Source organism: Candidatus Vicinibacter proximus, from assembly GCA_016713905.1.
Classification (GTDB): Bacteria; Bacteroidota; Bacteroidia; order Chitinophagales; family Saprospiraceae; genus Vicinibacter; species Vicinibacter proximus.
The window spans coordinates 1366100-1386317 of record JADJOE010000001.1 but is presented as its reverse complement, the minus strand read 5'-3'; the positions used below and the strand labels follow the sequence as shown (position 1 = coordinate 1386317).

General features: G+C 36.9%; 20 protein-coding genes and 1 pseudogene. All 21 read left to right on the top strand.

Annotated elements, in window-relative coordinates:
• Positions 1-473: 473 nt before the first annotated feature.
• The 21 genes and pseudogenes from IPJ83_05355 to IPJ83_05255 all read left to right on the top strand — a co-directional run bounded on the left by IPJ83_05355 (position 474) and on the right by IPJ83_05255 (position 20208).
• The gene (locus IPJ83_05355) at positions 474-1016 is read left to right on the top strand and encodes a GNAT family N-acetyltransferase (GenBank protein ID MBK7879968.1); all 543 of its coding nucleotides are present in this window, start codon (positions 474-476) and stop codon (positions 1014-1016) included.
• 323 nt (positions 1017-1339) lie between these two features.
• Positions 1340-2209: a pirin family protein gene (locus IPJ83_05350; GenBank protein MBK7879967.1), complete on the top strand. Its 870-nt coding sequence runs from the start codon at positions 1340-1342 to the stop codon at positions 2207-2209.
• A gap of 88 nt (positions 2210-2297) precedes the next feature.
• Positions 2298-3326, top strand: a complete 1029-nt coding sequence (locus tag IPJ83_05345; GenBank protein MBK7879966.1) for an LLM class flavin-dependent oxidoreductase — start codon at positions 2298-2300, stop codon at positions 3324-3326.
• A gap of 141 nt (positions 3327-3467) precedes the next feature.
• Positions 3468-3893 (top strand): DUF1801 domain-containing protein, encoded by a 426-nt coding sequence (locus tag IPJ83_05340; protein MBK7879965.1) that lies wholly within the window; start codon positions 3468-3470, stop codon positions 3891-3893.
• A gap of 117 nt (positions 3894-4010) precedes the next feature.
• Positions 4011-4496, top strand: coding sequence for a hypothetical protein (locus IPJ83_05335; GenBank protein MBK7879964.1), 486 nt, complete (start codon positions 4011-4013; stop codon positions 4494-4496).
• A 475-nt stretch (positions 4497-4971) separates the two neighbouring features.
• Positions 4972-5934: a ChaN family lipoprotein gene (locus IPJ83_05330; protein ID MBK7879963.1), complete on the top strand. Its 963-nt coding sequence runs from the start codon at positions 4972-4974 to the stop codon at positions 5932-5934.
• Positions 5935-6056: 122 nt separating this feature from the next.
• Positions 6057-7745: a gamma-glutamyltransferase gene (gene ggt / locus IPJ83_05325; GenBank protein MBK7879962.1), complete on the top strand. Its 1689-nt coding sequence runs from the start codon at positions 6057-6059 to the stop codon at positions 7743-7745.
• A 124-nt stretch (positions 7746-7869) separates the two neighbouring features.
• Positions 7870-8511, top strand: a complete 642-nt coding sequence (locus IPJ83_05320) for a hypothetical protein (protein MBK7879961.1) — start codon at positions 7870-7872, stop codon at positions 8509-8511.
• Between the two features lie 243 nt (positions 8512-8754).
• The gene (locus tag IPJ83_05315) at positions 8755-10377 is read left to right on the top strand and encodes a T9SS type A sorting domain-containing protein (protein MBK7879960.1); all 1623 of its coding nucleotides are present in this window, start codon (positions 8755-8757) and stop codon (positions 10375-10377) included.
• A 290-nt stretch (positions 10378-10667) separates the two neighbouring features.
• On the top strand, positions 10668-11138 hold the full coding sequence (locus tag IPJ83_05310; GenBank protein MBK7879959.1) for a nuclear transport factor 2 family protein: 471 nt from the start codon (positions 10668-10670) through the stop codon (positions 11136-11138).
• A 140-nt stretch (positions 11139-11278) separates the two neighbouring features.
• Entirely contained in the window at positions 11279-11869 is a 591-nt protein-coding gene (locus tag IPJ83_05305) for a transposase (GenBank protein MBK7879958.1), read from the top strand.
• Complete coding sequence (locus IPJ83_05300) at positions 11869-12045, top strand: hypothetical protein (protein ID MBK7879957.1); 177 nt, start codon at positions 11869-11871, stop codon at positions 12043-12045. Before IPJ83_05305 ends, IPJ83_05300 begins: the two co-directional genes overlap by 1 nt.
• Before the next feature lie 79 nt (positions 12046-12124).
• Entirely contained in the window at positions 12125-12673 is a 549-nt protein-coding gene (locus IPJ83_05295) for a dihydrofolate reductase (GenBank protein ID MBK7879956.1), read from the top strand.
• A gap of 258 nt (positions 12674-12931) precedes the next feature.
• Positions 12932-13597: a DUF2238 domain-containing protein gene (locus IPJ83_05290; GenBank protein MBK7879955.1), complete on the top strand. Its 666-nt coding sequence runs from the start codon at positions 12932-12934 to the stop codon at positions 13595-13597.
• A gap of 195 nt (positions 13598-13792) precedes the next feature.
• Positions 13793-15019 carry a DUF2490 domain-containing protein gene (locus tag IPJ83_05285; GenBank protein MBK7879954.1) on the top strand — a complete coding sequence of 409 codons (1227 nt, stop codon included), beginning with the start codon at positions 13793-13795 and terminating at the stop codon, positions 15017-15019.
• Positions 15020-15206: 187 nt separating this feature from the next.
• A pseudogene (locus IPJ83_05280) lies at positions 15207-16012 on the top strand (ZIP family metal transporter).
• A gap of 129 nt (positions 16013-16141) precedes the next feature.
• Positions 16142-16723, top strand: a complete 582-nt coding sequence (locus IPJ83_05275; GenBank protein ID MBK7879953.1) for a TIGR00730 family Rossman fold protein — start codon at positions 16142-16144, stop codon at positions 16721-16723.
• 180 nt (positions 16724-16903) lie between these two features.
• On the top strand, positions 16904-17875 hold the full coding sequence (locus IPJ83_05270; GenBank protein ID MBK7879952.1) for a peptidoglycan DD-metalloendopeptidase family protein: 972 nt from the start codon (positions 16904-16906) through the stop codon (positions 17873-17875).
• Positions 17876-18044: 169 nt separating this feature from the next.
• On the top strand, positions 18045-18608 hold the full coding sequence (locus tag IPJ83_05265; protein ID MBK7879951.1) for a hypothetical protein: 564 nt from the start codon (positions 18045-18047) through the stop codon (positions 18606-18608).
• Positions 18609-18891: 283 nt separating this feature from the next.
• A complete protein-coding gene (locus IPJ83_05260) occupies positions 18892-19239 on the top strand; it encodes a hypothetical protein (GenBank protein ID MBK7879950.1) in 348 nt (115 codons plus the stop codon).
• 162 nt (positions 19240-19401) lie between these two features.
• Entirely contained in the window at positions 19402-20208 is an 807-nt protein-coding gene (locus IPJ83_05255) for a CHAD domain-containing protein (protein MBK7879949.1), read from the top strand.
• Positions 20209-20218 lie beyond the last annotated feature (10 nt).

Genomic DNA, 20218 nt, shown 5'->3' with positions numbered 1-20218 from the left:
CTCCGGATTTTTGAGCAGTTGTTTTCCAGGAGGACAATCTTCATCAGGTCTGTTATAAAAATGAAAATAGCCATGGCCTTTGACCACTCTTTGCAGCCTCCATAGCTCAGAAATCCCTTCGTTAAATATACCTGCAGCTCCTCTGTTGTGTAAAGAACGGAATACCATATTTCTATTTGGTTTTGAAAGCTTCGATGCCAGTTGCTTAATTTTATCTGCATCCGCAGCAACTAAACCGGGTGATCCAATAAATGTACATACCTGATCTTCGCGGTTGTATGATTCCATCAGTAGTGCAATTTTAGTTTTCTCCATTTGCTGTTAATTGAAAGGTGGTTTCCATTAGCGTAACTTTTAGAAAAATAATTCCATGAGTTTTGACAGACAGAAAATTTATCTGCTTACCTTAGACTTGGCCCAGAAATAAATTTAATCTTTACTATGCGTCAAATCTGCAGAATCGAAAAAATATCATGAAAATTTATACAGAATCAAATCGGCTTGTTTACAGAGAGATATTGCCAACGGATGAGCATTCTCTCTTTGAATTAGATTCAAATTCTTTGGTTCATAAATATCTAGGAAATACACCTGTTAAACATATAGAAGAAATCAGAAAGGTTATACGATCCATCCGTCTACAATATAATGATCATGGCATTGGGCGTTGGGCGGCAATAGAGAAGAATACCGGTAATTTTATTGGTTGGAGTGGTCTAAAATTCATCACCGATTATGAAAATAATCACACCTGTTTCTACGATGTGGGTTATCGCATACTTCCACAATACTGGGGCAAAGGATTTGCCACGGAAGCTGCCATGGCTGCATTGGATTATGGATTTAACAAACTGGATCTTTCAGAAATCATCGGCATGGTACATGAAGAAAATGTCGCATCCCGCAAAGTCCTGGAAAAATGTGGTTTGAAATTTATAGAGAAATTTATGTGGGAGGACATTTGCTGTGACTGGATGAAAATCACTAGATCAGAATGGACTATGGCCCATATATAAAAAGATTAAACCTATATGGTATTTCCGTTTTATGGAATTGGAATTTAATAGAACAAATTTTTAATTCTTAATTTCATAAACGTTAAACTTAATGTCATTTTTTTTTAGCTCCTTGAAAAAATATTTCAATTTATATTTTCTTTCCAAACATATCTAATTCAATAATAACATCTATGCATCAAATTATTTCACACCTAATTTTAACAAACATTCTTTAAGGATTCACTATTTTTGTGTGCATTTGTTCAGTTCAGTCTTGAGGTACTTCGTATTGGTTTTCCTCTAATAATTACTTTCTAATCTTCTCTATAATTCTTTCCTAAATGGTACACAAAAAAGTGAAATATCTGCTTCCTTCCGTAGATGTAGACATGGGCGGAACATTGATCAAACAGGCTTTACCCAATCCGCATGTGGTGCAGGTAGATCCTTTTTTATTGCTGCATCATGGAAAGTTTAGTTTCACAAATCTTGCGCCTGCTCTTCATCAGGGAATAGGTCCTCATCCACATAGGGGATTTTCACCGGTTACCTTTGTGGTGGATGGGGAAGTTCATCACCGGGACAGTCGGGGCAATAGTCAAATTGCACGCAAAGGAGATGTCCAATGGTTGAATGCCGGTGCGGGAATTATCCACAGTGAACGTCCTTCACAAGAATTAACAGAGCATAACGGTCAACAGGAAATCATCCAGTTATGGATCAATACACCTGCTTCGAATAAAATGAAGCAACCAAGCTATCATTACTTTCCCGCAGACAAAATACCTACTTTCCATTCTGAAGATCAATTGGTCACGAATAAATTAATTGCAGGAAAACATAAGGATATACATTCTATGGCACCTACTGCTCATGATTTATTAATCATTTGGAGCGACGCTTTATATGATGGAAATCAAATCATCAACACATCAGAAGAATTCAATACCATATTGTACATCGTACATGGAATTGTACGGATAGGAGGTTATGGCATTGTGGATGCGGAAAACTTATTGGTATTTGACCAGAGTCCAGGCGAAATAGAAATTTTTTCCAAAACCGCCTCGCAATATATTTTATTATCCGGTGCGCCGCTGAATGAAAAAGTAGTTCAGCAAGGACCTTTTGTCATGAATTCGGAAACAGAGATTTTAATGGCTATGCGAGATTATCAAATGGGTAAAATGGGTATGCTTATAGAAGAATAGCCTTCATTCTTGATGAAGATTATTCTACAGGACTTCCAACCATTTGAATGTTCATTGGTTTGATTGGAGATAATCCAAAATTTAAGAAATGGAAATTGGCATAGACAGTTTTGCAGCTGCTCCCTCTCAAGCAAAAGCAAATCCTGCAAAATTACTTAATGAACTTATCGAACGAATTGAATTTGCGGATCAAGTTGGGCTGGAAATATTTGGAATGGGAGAACATTATCGGAAAGAATTTTTGGATTCCGCCTCATCCATGATTTTAGCTGCGGCGGCATCCCGCACTTCAAGAATCCGATTAACCAGTGCAGTAACTGTACTTAGTGCAGCTGATCCGGTAAGGGTTTTTCAAAATTTCGCCACTTTGGATTTAATCTCGAACGGAAGAGCCGAAATAGTTGCAGGTCGAGGGTCTTTCATAGAGTCCTTTCCACTTTTTGGTTTGAATTTGAATGATTACGATGCCTTGTTTACGGAGAAACTAGATCTCCTGTTAAAAATACGCGATCAGGAATTTATTACCTGGTCAGGAAAATTTCGACCGCCGCTTCAGCATCAACCAATCTATCCTCGTCCGTTGCAAGAAAAGCTTCCGATTTGGCTCGGTGTGGGAGGAACTCCTGCTTCTTTTGTGCGCGCGGGGCAACTTGGATTGCCGCTGATGGTTGCCATCATTGGTGGGGAGACCCATCGGTTCAGACCATTAATTGATTTATACAAACAGGCCGGACAAAAAGCAGGTCATGATCCCGTTCAGTTAAAAGTCGGATTACATTCATTGGGATATGTTGCTGAACAAACAGACGAAGCCATTGCAAATTACTATCCAGGTTATGCAGAGATGTTTACCCAAATTGGAAAAGAACGTGGTTTTCCTCCCGTGACCAGGACGGGTTTTGATGCCCAAAACGGACCTTTAGGCGCATTGCTGGTAGGCAATCCGGAAGAAGTGGCAGCTAAAATTCTTCGCCACAGTGAAGCTCTTGGTGGGATTTCCAGATTTACCTTTCAGATGGATGCAGGGCTCTCACACGAAAAGCTCTTGCAGGCAATTGAATTAATTGGAACAAAGGTTTCGCCCCTGGTAAACAATAGTCTGACAAATAAATCATGATTATTCACGGACTAAATAACGAGCTCTGTTATTGTCAATTTTGCCTTAATTTGTTGGCTGGTATTGAAAGTTTATAAAAATATACTACCACCTATTAAATTTGGTTAGCATGTGAGACTATAAAAATGAATATTCAATAAAATGGCAAAAAACAGAACTGTAGAAACCGATCAGAATGTGCTTGAATTTATTCATTCATTTGCTGAAACTGAACAAAAGCAAAAGGATAGTTTAAGCTTGATCAAGCTCATGGAAAATGTTTCCGGGTTTGAAGCTAAAATGTGGGGACCCAGCATCATTGGATTTGGCAATTATCATTACAAATATGACAGCGGGCATGAAGGAATTGCGCCCCTGATTGGATTTTCACCGCGTAAAGCTGCCATATCGCTCTATGTTTTCACAGGTCTGGAGGAACACAATCATTTATTAAATGGCCTTGGAAAATTCAAAATGGGGAAAGCCTGTATTTATGTAAATAAATTATCGGATATAGACTTGTTGAAACTGGAAGGTCTTATGAGAGCTTCCATCCAATACTTGCAAAAGAAATACGGAAATAAATAATTAAAGATCGACAATAATTAGAAGTGTTGCTTGTCATACTCCCTGATAACAATTGTCATTCATAAAATAAAAATGAATTCTCATCTTAGCCGATGTATCCATTTTAAATATTCCAATATGAAAATTTTAAGTGAATCAGAAGAGACCGGTTGTTGCAAAAGATTCAACCCGGAACCATGGGATGAGAAAGAGGTTAATTTTGTTGACAAATTATTTGTGAAGGATCACGTAATCAGTTTTTTTCATATTCCAATTAATTATGGAAAAGTGATGAAAAGGAATATGGAAAAAATTGAACAGGCGGGTGCAAAGGTGGAGGTACCACTTATGCTTTCGGATGAAAATTCCCTATGGGGTAGTGAGGTTTACATTTCCGTCACCAAGGAAGTGCCCCAATCAGAAATGGCCAGAATTTCCGGAAATTTTTTATCCAAAGTGTTCGAAGGCCCTTACAGCAAGATGGAAGATTGGATTGTAGAAATGAAAAAATTCGTAATCGCCCGAAACAAGGTGATGAAAAAATTGTATTTCTTTTACACCACTTGTCCGTCATGTGCTAAAGCGTATGGTAAAAACTACACGGTAATTCTTGCAGAAATTTAACATCAGAGACTCATTACAGCTGTTTTTCATATATAATTTATTGTAATATGTTTTTAATATCCCATCCTAAAAAACAACAAAAGATGAGAATTCTGGTTAAAGAGATGGTTGGGAATGTTATACAAAGCTTGAATCGGGTTAAGGGTTTTTCAGTAGTTTAATCCTTCAATAGCCAGGCTGCACAGCAAGTTTGAGGCTGGATTCAGGTATTACCTGAGCTTAATCCCAAAATATAATTGGAGTCCTTGGAGGTGAATCTATTCAGGAAGCACTAATTTTAAACCTTTAATACACTTAAAGCGAATAAATATTTGAATCAAGTAAGTTATCCTATCAAAGGAGTTCTATTGCCATCAGATAGTTTATTTGGCAATTTGAACTTGCAGGATTGAATATATTTTATTTTGCTTAAAGCGAATTACTGTATTAAAAAATATCATTTTAATCATTTACCAAAAACAATTTAAATCCAAGTATGATCAATCATCCAATTAAATTAAGCGCATTGCGCCTTTTCCAAAATGTTTCTCTGCTTTTCATTTTATTTTCTGCCACACCGATATTTGGACAAATTTCAGAAAATAATTATCGGATATATTCTGTAAAACTTAGCAAGGAAGTCACCTTGAAAGACATTGCCGAAGACATGCAAAATTACCAGGTACTTTTTTTTGGGGAAGAGCACAATGATTCAGTGGCTCATTATCTGGAAAACAAGATGCTGGAAACCATGCATCAGAAATTCTCAAACAACACCGCCCTTTCAATGGAAATGTTTGACAGAGATGTACAGACTGTCATGAACGAATATCTCAAAGGGGGAATACGGGAGAAGAACTTTACAAAAGATGCAAGGGTATGGAGCAATTACAGAGATTACAAACCCATGGTTGAGTTTTCCAAAACCAATGGACTGGATGTGATTTGTGCCAACGCTCCAAGCCGCTACACTAATCTTGCCGGCCGAAAAGGTCAACAAGCACTGATGGCTCTTTCCGATGAATCCAAAAGATTTTTTGCACCCTTGCCCTATGATACCGCCTCCGGAAAATATTATGACAAGCTGATGGCCTTGACGGCACACGCTCCTGCAGCCACCACAGATACCACTAAGAAAGCTCCTCCAGTCATGCAAATGGGCGGATTTAATTTAATTTTGGGACAGTCACTTTGGGATGCAACGATGGCCTATTCCATTGCAAATTACTTGAAAAAGAACAAGCATAAGAAAGTGATGCAGGTCAACGGTCGTTTTCACAGTGATGAAGGGTTTGCCATCGTGACGCAATTAAAAAAATATCATCCAAAGGCAAAATCTCTTATCATTTCAACAGGGACTGATGATTCATTTCCGAATATAGATTGGAGTCAACACAAACACCTGGGAGATTACATCATCATCACAGATCCAAGTGTGCCACGAACCTTCAAAGAATAAAATTTATCTGCTTACATGATGGTAAGCTTTTACATTAAATTTTCAGCAAAAAAAATCATTAGCTGGTTGGCTGGATAAGTCGATCCAAAAAGTGATGAGTTTTTTTATAAAAAAAGTATAACATGGAGTATAAGGCTGCAAAAATTTTCTGGATTTTAACAATCTGTTTTTGTTTTTCTCAGCTTTCTGCGCAAGTTTATGGCGAACATGGGATGGTTGTTACCTCCAATAAACTTGCTTCACAGACAGGGATTGAAATTTTGCAAAAAGGAGGGAATGCCATTGATGCAAGTATTGCGACTGCTTTTGCGCTGGCGGTCACCCACCCTGCTGCAGGAAATATTGGAGGTGGTGGATTTTTAGTTTACATGAATTCATCAGGTGCGGTCACCACCATTGACTTTCGGGAAAAGGCACCTCTAGCAGCAACTGCCAATATGTTTCTTGACAATGAAGGCAAACTGATAGAAGATCTCAATCACAACAGCATAAAAGCCATTGGAGTCCCGGGTACTGTAGCCGGACTTTTTCTTGCACACCGAAAATATGGAAAGTTGCCCTGGTCTGTTTTAATACAACCCTCCATAGACCTCGCTCAAAAAGGGTTTCCTATGACCTGGAGTTTATATCAGGAAGCACAATGGTTGTCCAGAGAATCTTCTTCAAAGTCATTTATACAAAACTATTTTAAAAACTCAAAAGACGTACTCACCAGACCCGGAGAATTATGGAAACAACCGGCACTTGCCAAAACCCTGACACTTATCAGGGATAAAGGTCAGGATGGATTTTACAAGGGTGCAGTTGCAGAAGAGATTGAGCAATTCATGATACAAAATGGTGGCATTCTCACCAAAAAAGATCTTGAAAAATATCAGGCCATAGAACGCAAACCAATAAAAGGAAGCTACAAAGGATATGACATTTATTCAATGCCTCCTCCGAGTTCGGGAGGAGTTGCCTTGGTAGAAATGTTGAACATGATGGAATGTGCAAATCTGAAAGAGCTTGAATTTAACTCAACAGGATATGTTCACTTGTTGACTGAAGTGATGCGCCGAACATTTGCAGATCGTGCACAACACTTAGGTGATCCGGATTTCAACAGCAACATGCCGATTGAAAAATTGACTTCAAAAGAATTTGCTAAAAACCGTTTCAGACAAATTGATATGAATTCAGCTTCCAAAAGTGACTCTTCCACATTTGGTCAAACTTATGATGGAAATAATACCACTCACTTTTCTGTGGTGGACAAAGATGGAAACGCAGTATCGCTGACCTACACCCTGGAGGATAGCTATGGCTCAAAAATGGGTTCCAATAAACTTGGCTTTATTTTCAACAACGAGATGGGAGATTTTAATCCTGTCCCGGGAGTTACCAACTCACAAGGTCAAATTGGATCTGCTGCAAATATTATTGCACCTGAAAAAAGAATGCTCTCGAGTATGACACCCACTATTGTAGCTAAGGATGGCAAACCGTTTCTATTAATTGGTAGTCCCGGAGGAAGAACCATCATTAATACAGTATTTCAAACGATCTTGAATGTGCTCTCTTATGACATGCAAATTGACCAGGCCATTGAGGCCATGAAAATTCACCATCAATGGCTACCCGACGTGATTTACTATGAAAAACATCTTTTGTCTCCGGACACCAGAAAATCACTTCAACTAATGGGACATAAATTGCAAGAAGTGGACATACTCGGATCCTTAATGGGCATCACTTATAATCCGGCTTTAAAAATTTACATAGGTGCTGCAGATTCTTCCAGTCCTGATGGCGGGGCGGTGGGGTATTAATGAAGTTATAGATTTGAATGAAATTAATGACCAATTTTACACTAATTTGAAAAGTAAAATTTTTAATTCCTCCAATTAAAAACTTACTTGCCCATTTAATTTATTGTCACTAAAATTTATCAACATGTTTTCACTGCGTTTTTCATTTTTGCTCCTGTTGGGCTTTATTTGCTTGAACACTATCTTCATTTCCTGCAATTCTAAAAGTGACACATCTGCTAAAGAGGTGGTATTAAAAGATAGTTTTCCTGAAGTATCGCTCCCATCTGTAACAGACCATCCAACTATTCAAGCAATGGGATTGCTGAAGAATGTGGAAGACTCCGGTTATCCATTTTTTACCATCACCATCGATTTTCCGGAGAAGGGTTTTTCTAATTCCTATAGTCTGAATGTGGAAGAAATTAAATCAGTTGATTTACAAACACTGATAAACTCAACGGGTAAATACGTTGCGTTTGCATATACCACCAAGTCCGAAAACGCCTTGCTTGACTTAAAATTGGATGGGAAATCCCTTTTGTCAGAAGCGGAATCTGAAGTCGCAGCTAAATCATTTAATAAAATAACGGGAATACTGAGCCAGGCGAATGTGGTGACAACAGGAGATCTTCCAGGCGAACTCAAGATAACAGATGACCATGATCGATTTGAAAAATTTTCATTCTTCATTACTCCTGAAATTGTTCAGGCCAATGGAAAAGTAGTAGTAGGGTACTTTGAACCAAGAACGCAAAATACCATCACTGCATTGGAAATTAAATAATGATTTTAAAAATGGTGAATGCTGAATAAAATATTACAATAATAATGGATGTTCATTTTCAAGAAAAACTTTCATTTTAATTTTGAAAATAACTGACCTTCTGTAAATAAAACTCCTTTTTTCAATTCTTCCATGTTTGCGTTCCAGCCTTAATATATTGGATACAAGAAAAATCATATTGTAACAAATGTTACTAAAGTTGAAATTTATTGTGGATAACTTCGGCCTATAAAAATGTCTTACATGAAATTAAAATGCCGATTTTTAATTATTGTTTTATTGTGGCTGACTTGGGGGAGTGTATTTACACAAAGCGCTCCGTTCAACATAATTTTAGAACCAGTGAACATTGCAGAGCTAGGAGGACTTCAGTCCTTTGCTTTTGGCCAACATGAAGGAAAATGGTTGATTGTAGGGGGACGATTGGATGGTCTTCACCGTCGTCAACCATTTGCTGCATTTGATCTTGCAGGACACAATACACAGTTGATCGTGGTTGACCCAGTCAATCTTCAGACCTGGACATCTTCAATAAGTTCTTTACCATCCGCAATTCAGGAACAACTTAAGTCCACCAACATGGAATTTTATCAGGAGGGGAATACTCTCTATGTCGTGGGAGGTTATGGCTTCAGCGATATGGAAGGTGATCACACCACCTTTGGCACCCTAACAGCGATTGATGTTCCAGCAACGATCAATGCAATCATTAAACATTCTGAGTTTAAGCAATTTGTTCGTCAAATTTCTAATCCATTGTTTCAAGTTACGGGAGGGCATTTGGAAAAAATATACGACAACTATTATCTGGTAGGAGGTCAAAAATTTATTGGCAGATACAATCCTATGGGACCTACACATGGCCCGGGATTTACACAGGATTACACCAATCAAATCAGGAAGTTTAAATTGGATGATGACGGAACCAATCTAGTTGTCCAGGCTCTGGCTTCTTTCACTGATGCTGCAAATCTTCACCGAAGAGATTACAACGTCACTGCACAAATACTGCCCAATGGAGAAGAGGGTCTCACCGCTTTTTCAGGAGTTTTTCAAACCGGATTCGATCTTCCCTATTTAAATTGCGTCAACATTGACAGTCAAGGTTATCAAGTGAACAATGATTTTTCACAATATTACAATCATTACCATTGTGCCCATGTTCCTATTTATTCTAAATTGAAAAATGAGATGCACACTCTTTTTTTTGGAGGTATTGCACAGTATTATGACAGTGCAGGGATTTTAGTTCAGGACAATAATGTGCCTTTTGTAAAAACAATTGCGAGGGTAACAAGAGATTCCAGGGGTGTTATGGCAGAATACAAACTACCCACTGAAATGCCAGCTCTATTGGGCGCAGGTTCGGAATTCATCCTTAATGAAAAAATAGCCGTGTACGATAATGGGGTCATAAAATTAGATGAAATCATCAACGACACAATTGATTTAGGCTACCTCTATGGAGGAATCAGCAGCTCTGCTGCAAATATTTTCTGGGTGAATGACGGAGTGGAAAGCACAGCCAGCAGCCAGATATTCAAAGTGAAATTAATCAGAAATTCAAGTACAAGGATACATGAAATCAATGAGCAAAGCTATGGGAGTTTAAAACTCATGGCGTATCCTAATCCCAACGATGGAAATTTTATACTAAAATATCATTTGAAAAAATCCGCCGATGTGAAAATTTCAATTTACTCCATTCAAGGTAGAATCATAGAGACCAAAATATTTCCAAATATGCCTCCTGGTGACCATAGTTATGAGAGAAGAATGGATGCCCAAGTTAAGGAAGGTGGCTGCCTCCTTGTAGTGGAAACAGACTATGAAAAAGCTACGCAAAAAATTATAATCGAACCTTAAGGAAGTTTGCCAGATTGATTAAAAAGTCATCCTGGAAATATCGGATAAAAAAGAGAATTAATAACTTTAATACTTCACTTTACATGCCGCATAACTAAATTGCACAGCTGTTGGAATTATTTTTTTTCATTACTTTCATGCATTAAACCCAAAATAGTTATTAAAATTCTGGGTTAGAATATTTTAATGCGAGATATCAAAACATTGTATTATTTTTGAAAGAAGTGTCGGGGGACTCAATACCCCGAATTGTTACATGATCTAAAATAATACAAATCAAAATGAGAAATGTGTGTATCCTTTGTATTGGTATACTTTTGACCAGCTGCCATCAAAAGCAAGATCCCTTCGACTGCGGACGACCTTTTTGTAAAAATGTCAACCTGGATTCATTAAACAATCTTTTCCTTGCGGGATGGAATGCGAAGGATTCTGCAGCCATTGCCCATACAATCGCTTCCCACGCCATCGTAATGAATGACTCTATTATCCACCATGGCCTTGACTCAATCGCTCAAAATTGGATCAGCGGAGGAATAAAAGTCTTAAGTAACATCAAAACCACTTCTCTCATTCGAGAGACCACTTCCACCATCGCCTACGATGGGGGAACCTATACACTTGACCTTACACCCCCCGGAGGACCAGTCCTTAAAGAAAGGGGCAATTACAGTCTGGTTTGGAGTAAACAGCCAGATGAAACCTGGAAATTAACCCTTGTGCACATAGAAGATATTACCAGACTTCCGGATATTAAATAAGTTCTCTTTTAGGTTAACTGAAGAAGCTATTTGATCAGGGACAAGTTGCAAACTTGCGCCAGCAAAGGATGATATTTGGCACAAGTTGGAAACTTCCGCCAGCAGAGAACAATATAAATGTAAAATAATATCTTTGTCAAATGAGTACGAAGTATAAATTCTTAGACCCTGAAGGAATATATTTTGTGAGTTTCGCTACTGTTGATTGGGTCGATGTATTCACAAGACAAGAATACAAAGATATATTTATTGATAGCCTGAAATATTGCCAAAAAAATAAAGGAATGATTATTCATGCCTGGTGCCTGATGACCAACCACGTTCATCTCATTTTTTCCAGTAATGAAAAAGGAAAACATTCTGACATTCTACGCGACCTAAAAAAATATACTTCTAAGAAGTTATTGGAATCAATTATTAGCAATCCGCATGAAAGTAGAAAAGAATGGATGCTAAATATTTTATCTAATGCAGGTAGAAATAATTCTAACAATAAAAAATTTCAATTCTGGCAACAGGACAATCATCCAATTGAAATATTTAGTCCAAAAGTAATTTCTCAAAAGCTTGTCTATTTACATAACAATCCGGTTGAAGCTGGAATTGTTTCACTAGCCGAACAATATTTATACAGTAGCGCATCCAACTATTGTGGTCAAAGTGGACTCATAGAAATTGAAATTCTAGACGTTCCTGCCAATTTAGTTGGATATGTTTTTATTGGAAGATAATGATATGGCACAAGTTGGAACGATATGGCACAAGTTGCAAACTTGCGCCAGCAAAGGGCGATGTGGCACAAGTTGCAAACTTGCGCCAGCAAGGGAAAAAGCTATTTGATGAGGCACAAGTTGCAAACTTGCGCCAGCAAAGGGAAGATGATGATATGGCACAAGTTAGAAATTAGAGTTAAGATATGACACAAGTTGCAAACTTGCGCCAGTAAGAGCGGCAACAGAGGAAAAAAGAAAAATAATTTAAATATTATGGAACAAAATAATTCAGGCAGAAATGTAATAGTGTACATCGCGATGAGTTTAGATGGATTTATTGCAAAAGAAAATGGTGACATCGAATTTCTATCCATGGTTGAAAAAGAAGGAGAAGATTATGGTTACCATGAATTCATCAAGACGGTAGATACTGTAATTGTCGGACGTAAAACTTATGATAAAATTATTTCCTTGGTACATAACTTTCCGCATCAGGATAAAGAATCCTATATTATTACCAGAACAAAAAGACCCGATCAAGGCAACATAATATTTTACAATGAGGATTTACAATCATTGATTGAAAAATTAAAGTCGAAGGAGGGCAAAAATATCTATTGTGATGGCGGTGCCGAAATCATCCATGAATTGCTTCAAATTAATCAGGTGGATGAATTCTACATATCCATCATACCGGTACTTCTTGGAAGCGGCAAACGCTTATTTAAGGATTCCGGGACGGGACTAAAATTAAAACTTAATAAGTCCATCACTTTTGAGTCAGGATTGGTCCAACTGCATTATACCCGAACCAGTATATAAATCATGTACAACTGATAGCATACTAAGTTTTAAATAATTAAGTCTTTTGTTTTGCTATTAAAATACTATATGTCACAATTTCAAAACTTGCGCCAGCAAAGGTAGATTATAGCACAAGTTGCAAACTTGCGCCAGCAAAGGATAAAACTTGCGCCAGCAATGAAATGATATGCTTAAAATATGTATATTTACCATCCTCAAGAACCAACCGATCCTAAAAAACAAACCCATTATTGAGTATTTGCTTAAATATTTTATATGAAATTCACTGTTGATACCTCAAAGGAAAGAATACCATTTTCATCCAACAAGTGGTTGTGGTTGTTCATCATTGTTTTTGCTCTTGTTTGGATCAACACCTATCTAGGTACGACTGACCTAAACAATTGGTTTTTGGAAAACACCTTAACAATTTTGTCGCTCATCTTTTTAATGAGCACTTTTAAAAAATATCAATTCAGTGACTTGACATATCTCTTCATTTGCATTTATCTCTGTATGCATGTATATGGTTCAAAATACACTTATGCTGAAAATCCTCTTGGGTTTTATCTTCAAGATTTATTGCACACTTCCAGAAATCAATATGATCGGATTGTGCATTTTAGTTTTGGTTTTTTGTTGGCCTACCCTATTCGAGAATTATTCATACAATGGCTGAAATATCCCAAATCAGCCTCCTGGATCACGCCGATTGAAATTTCACTTTCCATCGGAGGTATTTATGAACTTATAGAATGGGCTGTTGCAGACATATTCTTTACTGAACAAGGGGCTGCCTATCTTGGGACTCAGGGTGATGTCTGGGATGCACAGAAAGATGTCTTTTATGCCTTTACAGGTGCGATACTCGCTTCAAGCCTGATCTCTTTGATTCACCGTTTTAAAACTACCCAGCAATCAAAACAAATATTAACTTCATGACCAAACCTAGCTAAAAATCTAATCCCTTCCTTAAAAAGGTAATAGGTCTCCTTTATTCAGCCAAATGATAAAGTACAAATAAAATCAGGATATTCGAATTGATTTTTTTAACAAATGCTCATTTAGTTTGTTATTTCTCAAATTTTATTTTGAACATTTTTTAAAGAATCAATCTTTAAGCGGATGAAAATAATCATGAGGTTTTTTATAATATTTGTAATTATTCTATCAAATAAAATGGCTTTTGCCCAAAGTTCAAAAACCGGAAATTGGTTGATCTATTTTGGAAATCAGCCATTAAACAATAAATGGAATGTATGGAATGAAGTGCAATACAGAAATTATAATTTTGTTGGTGATCTTCAGCAGTTTTTAATCCGCACTGGCGTTGGGTACAATCTGTCAGAAAACAATAACAATGTTTTAATGGGTTATGCCTATGTATACTCAGAAAACTATTTTGACAAATCCGATGTAAAATTGAGTTCTGAGGAACATCGAATCTACCAACAATTCCTAACCAGACAAAACTTCACACCCTTCGCCATTCAACACCGATACAGAATAGAAGAACGATTTATACCCGGAGATTTCCACATTCGCTTACGCTATGCACTTTCCATTCAATTGCCTTTAAATCACTCTACGCTCATAAAAAATACTCTTTATCTTTCAGCAAGTAATGAAATATTTATTAAAACCAACTCACCTAGTTTTGACAGAGACCGGATTTATCTGGGTCTTGGATATGTAATTAACCCGATTATCAGAGTAGAGGTCGGCATGATGTCGCAAATACTGGAAAACACTCATAGAAATCAATTTCAGATCGCACTATTTAACAGTATGCCGATTAAATTTAATACCGGAAAAATATCGATTAACAACTTATTCAAATCCAAATTCAAACTAATGGAAAATTCACACATCTTATATGAGCTTTCGAAAAACAAAGACATTTTCAAAGATCTGTTGAGTGGAATTTCAAAGGAATTATATCTATGGAAGATGCACTCAGACAAATGGTGCCTGCTTGAAATTATTTGTCACCTCTATGATGAGGAACGTGAAGATTTCAGATATCGCACAAAGCATATACTGGAAAATCCTGCTTCCATTTTACCTTCCATCAATCCGCCTGCCTGGGTTCAGGAGAGAGATTATATAAGTCAGGATTATGAAACCATGATCAATAAATTTGTATTTGAACGTGAAAGTTCAATTAATTGGTTGCAATCACTTCCGTCACCGAATTGGGAAAACATACATCATCATCCAAAATTAGGTAAGATGACTGCCAAAATGATGTTGACCAATTGGCTTGCCCATGATTATCTTCACATTCGTCAGATTATAAAATTAAAATTTGATTTTCTGAGGGAGCAGTCGGATGAACATTTGAGTTATGCAGGAAAGTGGTAACCGAATTGCAATATATATAATTTTAACAACCTGCAATTAGTTTTCATTGAGTGATGCCATGTTGAACTATTTACTAATTTTGGTCCGCGCTACATGTAAATTATAAATCTTTTCAAGACCATCAAAGGATAATATTTTATGGAATTTGACTCAACCATCAAAAAATTAATCATAGGATGAACATAGAATGGCTACTTGGATACAACCCGGTTCTGCTTGCGTTTTTGCCACTATTTTTACATGGGTGGTAACTGCTGCAGGGGCTTCATTGGTTTTTTTCTTTAAAGTCATTCACAAAAATATACTCAACTTAATGTTGGGTTTTGCTGCCGGTGTAATGATCGCTGCAAGTTTTTGGTCTTTGTTGAATCCTGCAATAGAAATGGAAGAAGCAAAGAATCCCGGTCAGGCATGGATACCTGCCGTGGTTGGATTTTTAGCAGGGGGAGCATTTATATGGATCATTGATCGCATTCTCCCCACTTACACAACAGACATTCGATCGAAGCCGCAGAAGGTATTAAAACATCGTGGCAAAGAAGCGTGCTGTTGATACTTGCCATCACGCTCCATAATATTCCCGAAGGACTTGCTGTAGGAGTCGCTTTCGGCTCACTCGCCATTCATCCCGACGCAGAAGTACTCGCAGGAGCAGTAGCGTTGGCAATTGGAATTGGGTTGCAGAATTTTCCTGAAGGCGCTGCGGTATCCATTCCGTTGAGGAGGGAGGGCTTCTCCAGAAGAAAATCATTTTTTTATGGCCAGCTGTCCGGTGTAGTAGAACCCATCGCAGGAGTTATTGGTGCCTATCTGGTAATTTCAGTTACTCCGCTGCTTCCATACGCCTTGTCATTTGCAGCCGGTGCGATGATTTTTGTGGTGGTAGAAGAATTAATCCCGGAGTCACAAACAGGAAACGAAACAGACCTTTCAACCATTGGTGCGATGATTGGATTTGCAATCATGATGTGGCTGGATGTAGCGTTGGGGTAAGACTTTGAAAACTCACCCAAACTCAGACAATAGATCATACAATTTAATACCGACAATGGATAAATCTTTGAAGAATTTTAAAAAATTTGGGATCCACCACCATTCTTACAAATTCATTCAATTATGAAAATGAAAAGCATTGCCGTTTTTTGTGGATCAAGTAGCGTAAGTAAAGATTATTATTACGAACAAGCATTTAATTTAGGCAAGAAATTGGCTCATCTGGAAATTGATATGATCTATGGCGGTTCCAATGCCGGACTCATGGGTGCAGTTGCCAACGGAGCATTGAGCGAAGGTGGAAAGGTTGTTGGTGTAATTCCGGAATTTCTGGTTGATAAAGAACTTGCACATGAAGGACTTAGCGAACTTATTCTTGTCAAAAGTATGCATGAAAGAAAATACAAAATGAATGAACTCTGCGATGGGGTAATTGCATTGCCGGGAGGCTATGGCACCTTGGATGAATTATTCGAAATGCTGACATGGGGACAGCTTGGACTTCATAAAAAACCTGTTGCATTGTATAATATCCATGGATATTACAATACCTTGATTAACTTAGTCCAACATATGGTCTCCAGTGGATTTTTGAAGGAATCGAATCAAAAAATGTTATTGATCAACGAAGATCTTGATGCTTTATTAAAAGAAATGAATGAATACGTTGCTCCAGAGGTGGAGAAATGGTTAAATAGAAGTAGATCTTGAATTTTCTGGTATGGCATAAGTTGGAAACTTGCGCCAGCAAAGGGGAAAACGTTATGGCATAAGTTGGAAACTTGCGCCAGCAAAGGGTAATCGACATGGCACAAGTTGAAAACTTGCGCCAGCAAGGGAAAATGAATTAAGTTTGTCGGGAAATCAAAACAATAAATAAATCATATTGCAATGAAGTTAGTCCTATATGTCCTTATTACAATTACGTTCATGATGTCATTTACCCCTGCGCAAGTTGAACCAGATCATTACAAGAGTGTACTCAAAGCATTTGTACAAAATTACAACAATGATCAATTCGAATCTATCTTTAGCATGTTAGCTCCTGATATGCAAAAGGCCTTGCCATTAGAGAAAACCAAAGCATTTTTTGCAGGATTGCATGCTCAGGCCGGAAAAATTCAGGAATGTAAATTTATAGACATTGATCAGGGTGGTACCGCTTCCTATGAAACAAAATTTGATAAGGGGGTATTTCTTCTTAATGTGACGCTCAGTGAAGATTCCAAAATTAATGGATTCTACATAAAACCATACCAAGCTAAACCAGCCATTTCCAACACACGAAATTTCACCAAATTAAGTTTGCCATTCAAAGAAGAATGGACCGTAATTTGGGGAGGAGATACCAAGGAATTAAACTATCATGTCGAACACCTTGCACAAAAAAATGCATTCGACATGGTCATAACTGATCAAGATGGAAAGTCATTTAGAAATGATGGAGAAAAAAACGAGGATTATTATGCCTTCGGGAAGGAATTGATTGCCCCTTGTGCCGGCAAAGTGGTCATGGTTGTAGATGGTATAAAAGACAATACTCCAGGTGAATTAAACCCCATTTACATTCCCGGAAATACGGTGGTCATAAAGTCAGGAGAAAATGAATTTTTATTCTTTGCACATTTCAAACAGCATTCCATTCGGGTAAAAGAAGGTCAGACTGTAAAAAAAGGTGAACTGCTTGGGTTATGCGGAAATTCAGGAAATTCCTCAGAGGCTCATTTGCATTTTCATATCCAGAATGAAGAGAACATGACTCGAGCGATCGGTATAAAGTGTTATTTTGAAGAATTGATTGTAAATGGAAAGACCATGAAAGACTACTCCCCCATTCAAAAAGATAAAATAAGGTCAAAGTAAGTTTTTTTCTTAACCATGCATAGTCAAAAATTCTTTAAAAAAATGAAACTTACGTGGTATGGGATATTCCTGGCCTTGTTTTAAAGTACTATCCAATTGATAAGTCGTTTGGTGGCCCTACAATCGAAATTATAGTCAATGGAATTTCATTCAAAATTAGAATTAAAATATGAAAATATCTATTCATCAGGAATTTGACTCAAATGAAATATTATTGCTTCAATCATTAATAAATTGTAAAATTGAATCCTTTTTATTTAATGAAAATGAACGCAAAGAAGGCAATCGAGAAATTTACATTTTTAGCCCTGCATCTATAACCTTATTCTTAAATGACGGCACTTATGTTCAATTTAAAATAATACACTTATACACTATGCCAGAACTTGAAACGCAACAGCTTTGCGTTTCTCGAATAATTAAAAGTAGTCAAGATATGTCAAATGAAATTCCCATTAATTTTAAAATAAAAAAAATTGAAATATATTCGAAACCGGTAAAAGAGATCTTAGATTATTTGTATGCACGTGAAATATTTAATAAATATATATCCAAATGTGAAGATCCATTCCATCTAGATTCGAAAACTTGCCAAATGTTAATCTTGTATAATGAATATGGTGATAGAATTTGTATTGAGGCAAACCAATACAATGGATCTTCAATATATTTATCATTAAGGGATGACTTAGTGCATAAAAAAAGTGAACTCCATTTATCCTCCATCAAGTAATCCTGATTATTTGAACAAAATGTGTTTTGAACTACAATATTCCATTACCTAATCAAAAGACAATCCTTAATTGTTAAATGATTCATTTTTCACGTAAACCCGATTAATAATGCTTTATGGAATTCAATTATCTGCTAAATATTTTTTAGCCACTTTGCATTATTCTACAATTAAACGCAAATAATTGCTATCTTTCTTGGCAACTAAAAACCCAAATGATTGTTTGCTACATCGGTTACTATATTTTCGGATCCAAATATTTAATGCCAATTAAAATTAGCTTATGCTAAAAATAGTAAACGTTCTATGTCTGATGTTGATCCTAAAATCGTGTGCACACATAAAATCCAATCTTTACATCAATCCTGAAGACAGTTTCATTCTTGGAAAAAATGAACATGCGCCTTTTAAATTAAAGCTGACAAACAATTCAAAAAATCCTCTGGAAGTCCAACAAACCTCCTTACAAGTTGAACAGCCTTCCATAACCAAGGTATATCCCAATCAAACAGTCAAAGTGTCCGGCCGTAAAAATTGTGCTCTTATCATCCGCAACACCTCCGGAGATACCGCAAGAGCTAAGGTAAAGATCACCGGAGACACCGGGTTGACCATGCAATATGCCAAATAAGCAAGTTTAAGGCAATTTCAGACCAATAGGCTGGTCCCTTTAAGAATTTAGAGCGCCTTTTAACCCAATGAGTCCGGGAAAGCCCAATTTAACCGACATTCCATTCTACCATTAATACAGGATACTGAATCTGAGATATAAATATTTCTTATATTTGTTTCCATGGAAAAGATCAAGAAATACCTCGACAAGCATTCCTCGGCCATTGGACTTCTATTTTCAAAGGCTCAAAAAACAAATACCCAGACCTACTATCACCAGCTCAGGATAGAGATCAAAAAACTTCGCGCACTCATAGACCTCATTGGTCATTTTGATAAGAAATTTAAACCCAACAAAGCACTAAAACCATTTCATAAAATATTTGAAAGTGCAGGTAAAATCAGAGAACTACAGTTGGAGGAAAGTCAGATGAAAAAACACTATTCACCGAGCAATTTTACAGCCTACAAATTAATATTAAAGGAACAAAAAGCAAAGCACCATGCAGCATTTTCTGAATTGATTAAAGGTTCCCTGATTGAAAAACAGAAAAAAACTATTAATGAATTAAAAAAGTCCATTAAGAAAATTGATGAACAAAAAGTTGAAAAGTACCTGCGCAAGAAAAGTCAACAGATCAATAAATTAGCGGCTCTTGGGGTGGAGGACATAGCTGACCTTCACAAATTGAGAAAATTAATTAAAACTTATTCCTACAATTTAAAATTAATAGATCAAACTGACAAGGAAGGCATATTACCTCTTTACTCAAACTTACCGGAATTGATCGGCCAATGGCACGATACTCAAACCATGCTTAAACATCTTAACAAAATAATTAAAGTCTATCAAATTTCCAAACGAGAACTCAATCAGTTGAATAAAGTGATGGACCAAATTTCTACAAGAAGCAAAGAGCTTAACGAACAAATAAAGTCATCTATTCAAAAATTGAAGCCAGCCCAACCCGAGGCTGATCCAAATTAAATATTCATTC